At 40.0% G+C, this 4464-nt stretch carries 7 protein-coding genes and 2 pseudogenes; 4 read left to right on the top strand and 5 right to left on the bottom strand.

The genetic code is table 11. The features are described from left to right. Positions 1–236: 236 nt before the first annotated feature. From B9P78_RS09900 to merR, 4 genes and pseudogenes are all read right to left on the bottom strand, one after another. Positions 237–392, bottom strand: a complete 156-nt coding sequence (locus B9P78_RS09900; protein ID WP_002360746.1) for a hypothetical protein — start codon at positions 390–392, stop codon at positions 237–239. A gap of 3 nt (positions 393–395) precedes the next feature. After that, positions 396–695, bottom strand: coding sequence for a mercuric transporter MerT family protein (locus B9P78_RS10590; protein ID WP_250634606.1), 300 nt, complete (start codon positions 693–695; stop codon positions 396–398). A gap of 3 nt (positions 696–698) precedes the next feature. Continuing rightward, positions 699–920: a mercury resistance system transport protein MerF gene (gene merF, locus B9P78_RS09210; RefSeq protein WP_048728520.1), complete on the bottom strand. Its 222-nt coding sequence runs from the start codon at positions 918–920 to the stop codon at positions 699–701. A 13-nt stretch (positions 921–933) separates the two neighbouring features. Next, positions 934–1334 (bottom strand): annotated as a pseudogene (gene merR / locus B9P78_RS09215) (Hg(II)-responsive transcriptional regulator). A 479-nt stretch (positions 1335–1813) separates the two neighbouring features. Here merR and B9P78_RS10595 point away from each other — a divergent pair. The 4 genes and pseudogenes from B9P78_RS10595 to B9P78_RS09225 all read left to right on the top strand — a co-directional run. Beyond that, positions 1814–1975 (top strand): annotated as a pseudogene (locus tag B9P78_RS10595) (multicopper oxidase domain-containing protein); the annotation flags it as partial. A 79-nt stretch (positions 1976–2054) separates the two neighbouring features. Continuing rightward, positions 2055–2120 (top strand): multicopper oxidase domain-containing protein, encoded by a 66-nt coding sequence (locus tag B9P78_RS10600; RefSeq protein ID WP_255377099.1) that lies wholly within the window; start codon positions 2055–2057, stop codon positions 2118–2120. A 32-nt stretch (positions 2121–2152) separates the two neighbouring features. Beyond that, positions 2153–2836, top strand: a complete 684-nt coding sequence (locus B9P78_RS10425; protein WP_233487871.1) for a response regulator transcription factor — start codon at positions 2153–2155, stop codon at positions 2834–2836. Further along, positions 2833–4242 carry a cell wall metabolism sensor histidine kinase WalK gene (locus tag B9P78_RS09225; protein WP_094519149.1) on the top strand — a complete coding sequence of 470 codons (1410 nt, stop codon included), beginning with the start codon at positions 2833–2835 and terminating at the stop codon, positions 4240–4242. The genes B9P78_RS10425 and B9P78_RS09225 overlap by 4 nt, the downstream gene beginning before the upstream one ends. 99 nt (positions 4243–4341) lie before the next feature. On the opposite strand, the gene B9P78_RS10755 is transcribed toward B9P78_RS09225, so the two are convergent. Continuing rightward, complete coding sequence (locus tag B9P78_RS10755; RefSeq protein ID WP_107309498.1) at positions 4342–4461, bottom strand: IS3 family transposase; 120 nt, start codon at positions 4459–4461, stop codon at positions 4342–4344. Positions 4462–4464: the final 3 nt, after the last annotated feature.

The following is a 4464-nucleotide window of genomic DNA, read 5'->3' on the forward strand; positions in this document are numbered from 1 at the left end:
CTCTTTCATCGCGCGCCTCAGTTCTGTCAGTTGGTCTCGCAGTTCCATCTGGCTCATCCCTTCATGTTTTTGCCTGAATCATATCAGAAAAACAAGAGGGAGTAAAACTTTACCTCAACTTATATAGTTTTCGATTTATCAAATGTAAGTTGGGTTTCTCCTGATCCTTCAACTTCTATATCTTGAATACCCTCTAAATTAGAAACGGCGGAACTCACCGTAAAAGCGCAAGATACTCAAGTAAAACCATCTATTTTAAACGAAACAGATTCTAAGTTTTCTGATGGAACCTCACTTGTTTTTGAACCTTCTTCAACTGCTTTTTGACCACACCCAGAAAGGACAACAACCAATCCAAATATAATGAATAGATATATTAAATATTTCATCATGCCTTATATCCCCTGACTGAACAATGTATAGATAAGCATTACCCCAGAAACGATTGTACTAACCCATAACAACTTCTTCGTTTTCTTTGAACTATTTTTTTGTTTCCATACAAGTAAATGAGCAAAAGAAAGCATAATAACAGTGATAACAATAAACCAAATTCGATATGGCGCAAACGTAACGGCAAGTGTTCCAGCTAAACCACTTAGACCAAGTGGTATTAAGATCGCTAAGCCAATTCAACAAAGACTTGCTAAAAAAGCTGAAAACATCGAAGCAATTGCAACAACTCTTTCTTTCATTTTTTACATCTTCTTATTTTTATATGATTTTTCATATTTAGAATAAGCATAAAAAGTTAAACCAAGAAAAACAGCTAAAACAGGAATCAGAACAAAATCTAAATAGCCTGTTATTGCACCTAATCCAAGCGTACCTAATAAAATAACTAAAATAGGCGTAGCCCAACATAACAAAACCAAAAATGTACCTATAAGCCCTGCAATAAAGGTCTTTTTATGTTTCATTTCAAAATTCCTTTCATTCTTCCTCAATTAGGGTTTCAATTATCGGACAAGCATGTAACTTTTTTCATCTGGACATCGTTGTTTTAAGTCGTCTAACATAGTTTCAATTCGTTTTAAATCCTCTATTTGTTTTTGAACTTCCTTTTGTTTTTTAGAAACAAATTCGAACATATCTTGACAACGAACTTCATCTTTATCTACAACACCAAATAATTTATAAATCTCGTTTAAAGAAAATCCAAGTCTCTGTATTCGTTTAATAAACCCAACACGCTTAACGTCATCATATGAATATATCCGATAACCAGCTTTCGTTCGGGAAGGTTCTTGTAATAAATTTTTTTGTTCGTAATATCTAATCGTCTCTTTATTTACCCCACATTTTTCTGCAAATGCAGTAATACGATAACTCACATAGTTCACCCCTAAATAATAATAAACCGCGTACCATAGTACGCGGTCAAGTATAATACATTTTTCTTCTTCAAGTGTCTTGCTTGTACTTTAAGGGAGCCTATCAACTCCACTTGGTTATTATTGTGATCTACTCAAACATTATAGTCAAATGACCATTTGATTGTATTTGTTATTCCATTAGAGGACGCTTTCGGAGTAACGAGCAAAGCCCAATTTCTCATTTTAATGCTGAGAAATTGGGCTTTTTTTATATTCGTAAATTGCAATATTAACTTATAGTGCAAGATAACGCTTAAAACAGATGCAAGATAACTCCTAAAGTGACAACTATAAAAATATCTAAAAATAAAAAAACGTATTCATAAGTTAAGACTTTAGACAACATCCCAAAAGCAGAAGATTCTACTACGCCTGACAAAGTGATGACCTTTAGTAGCATGGGGAACATGGTCGCCATTGACGGCAAACAGTTCGACATGGACCGGATCGATTTACGCGCTAAGGTCGGGGAAAAGGAAGTTTGGGAGATTAAAAACACACGGGACATGATGGGTGGCATGATCCATCCTTTCCACCTGCATGGCGTCCAGTTCAAGGTGATAATCCGGAATGGCAACGCCCCACCAGCCAATGAACAAGGTTGGAAAGACACCATCGCACTTTATCCAGGCGATAGCGTTAGGATTGAAGTCACATTCCCAGAAAAGGGGATTTTTTATGTACCATTGCCATATCCTAGAGCACGAAGACAATGGCATGATGGGTCAAGTTTTAGTAGAATGAAGATACCAACGAAATTGGAGGAGAAAGATTACGTGAAGATTTTAATTGTGGACGACGAAGCAAACATTCTGGATATCGTGGAAGCCTATTTGAGTGCAAAAGGCTATCAAGTGTTTCGCGCTTTGAGCGGAAACGAGGCTTTAACAAAGGTTGATGTTGTCCAACCTGACTTGATTGTGTTGGATCTCATGCTGCCTGGTTTATCTGGCCTCGAAGTCTGTAAAAAAATAAGGGACTCCTCCACTGTACCGATTATCATGTTGACTGCGAAAACAGCCGAAAAAGATATCTTGGAAGGGTTAAGCCTGGGGGCTGATGACTACATCACAAAACCATTCAGCCCGAAAGAGCTGGTTGCTCGGGTCGAAACCGTTTTACGCCGTGTCCAACCAGAATACCGAGAAGAAAAGTGGTCTTTCGAAGAAGGTTTGCTGGTTATCTACCCGGATCGAAAACAAGTATTCAAACAAGGTGAAGAAATCATTTTGACCCCGACCGAGTATGCTTTATTAGCCCTTCTGGCCTCACATCCAAAGCGCCTATTTTCACGGGAACAGCTGCTGGACGCTGTGAAAGGACTCGATTTTGATGGAACGGATCGGGTGATCGATACCCACATCAAAAATATCCGTCAAAAAATTGAGGACGACACGCGCAACCCCTACTTCATCTTAACCGCATATGGAACGGGGTATCGATTTGGTGGTCAAAAATGAAGCGAACCATTAAATGGCAACTCTTGCTCTCGTTTGTTTCTCTGTCCTTTATCTTAGTGGGGACCCTCAGCTGGATAACACTAAACTTAATGGAAAGCCACTTCGAAGACTATGTGCGCGAAAGGCAAGAATCAGAGTTAACAGCATACCAGACTGAGTTAGAAAACTTCTATCGGAAAACGGGTACTTGGGCAGATGCCCCTCCAACAATCCAAAATATTGGACGCGATGCTCTCCAGAAAGGCATCATCCTAAAAGTATATGACCATGCTGGCAACCAAGTATGGGGCCCCTCTCCCTCAGAGGAGGAAGAGTCAAAAAATAGGATTCAAACCCACCTCCTAAATATGGAGCAGATAATGGGCGATATAGAGAGTGGCTACGTGCAGACAATCGTTCCCCTCGGTAGCGAAACAGACCCAATCGGTTCTCTCGAAGTGCAATCCGTTGGACCTTTCGCTTACACGGAACATGATGCGTTATTCCTTGCCGATATGAGGAACAACTTGATTTTTGTAGCGATTGGGTCCCTAATTATCTCCTTATTTTTCGCGTTATTGATTGCCAAAAAATTGAGTTCACCAATCGTCAGAATACAGAATTTTACGACGGAAATTGCGAAGGGTCACTACAGTCACCTGGCGATTGAGGAAACAGGGATTCAGGAAATTGACAGCCTCTTGGATTCCGTGGATGAATTGTCTGGGCAACTCCAACGCCAACAAGAGATTCGTAACCGCCTTTCCTCTGACATCGCACATGAAATCAGGACACCATTGACGACTTTGAAAGGCAATATTGAGGCCATGATTGACGGGGTCTGGGAAGTATCGGAAGAACGCCTCTACCACTGTTACGAGGAAGTTAACCGCATTGCTCGCCTGATTGGACAAATTGATCGGATCAATGAAATTGAAAGCTATGAAAGCCAGCTGCAGAAGTCATCCTTTGATTTGCTAGAACTTACGCAACAAGTTGCCGGCACCTTTCAAGTTTTGTTGATTGAGAAGGGCATTGACTGTGCCATTAATGGAGAAGCGGTTTTAATTTCTGCTGATCGAGATAAGATTCATCAAGTGGTAACTAATCTCTTGTACAATGCAATTAAATTTACCCCTTCCGGTGGCCACATTGATCTTCAGGTTTCCCAAATTAGTGGCGTAGCTTCCTTTAAGATAACCGATACCGGTCAAGGAATCCCTCCAAATGAAATCAATCAAGTTTTTGAAAGGTTCTATATGGCTGAACCCTCTAGGAACAGGAAACTGGGTGGCCAAGGGATTGGTTTATCGATTGTTAAAGGAATTGTGAACGCCCACCATGGGACCATCTCTATCGAAAGCACATACGGAAAAGGGACGACTTTTGTTGTCAGTCTTCCGCTAGAAAGCCACATAAAAGCATAAAAGAGGCACTCCCATTATGGTGAACTGCCCCCTGTCAAGCAGACAGGTAAATAAATAAAATATTTAAGCCATGCATCAATTTTAATATGCATGGTTTTTTTATGCTGGAATACGCAATCCCATGCTAAGTGGAACTCGCTCCATATTATAAAATTCAATATAAGATTGAAGTGCATCATTTAACTCTTCAAACGTATCGTATGCTTCTAATTGTGGCATTTC

Origin of the sequence: Aerococcus sp. 1KP-2016, from assembly GCF_002252085.1 — a bacterium.
GTDB lineage: Bacteria > Bacillota > Bacilli > Lactobacillales > Aerococcaceae > Aerococcus.

Excerpts from the sequence above, each read along its gene's own strand:
- B9P78_RS09225 (WP_094519149.1), top strand. The coding sequence starts at position 2,833 with ATGAAGCGAACCATTAAATGGCAACTCTTGCTCTCGTTTGTTTCTCTG.
- B9P78_RS10755 (WP_107309498.1), bottom strand. The coding sequence starts at position 4,461 with ATGCCACAATTAGAAGCATACGATACGTTTGAAGAGTTAAATGATGCA.
- B9P78_RS09900 (WP_002360746.1), bottom strand. The coding sequence starts at position 392 with ATGATGAAATATTTAATATATCTATTCATTATATTTGGATTGGTTGTT.
- merF (WP_048728520.1), bottom strand. The coding sequence starts at position 920 with ATGAAACATAAAAAGACCTTTATTGCAGGGCTTATAGGTACATTTTTG.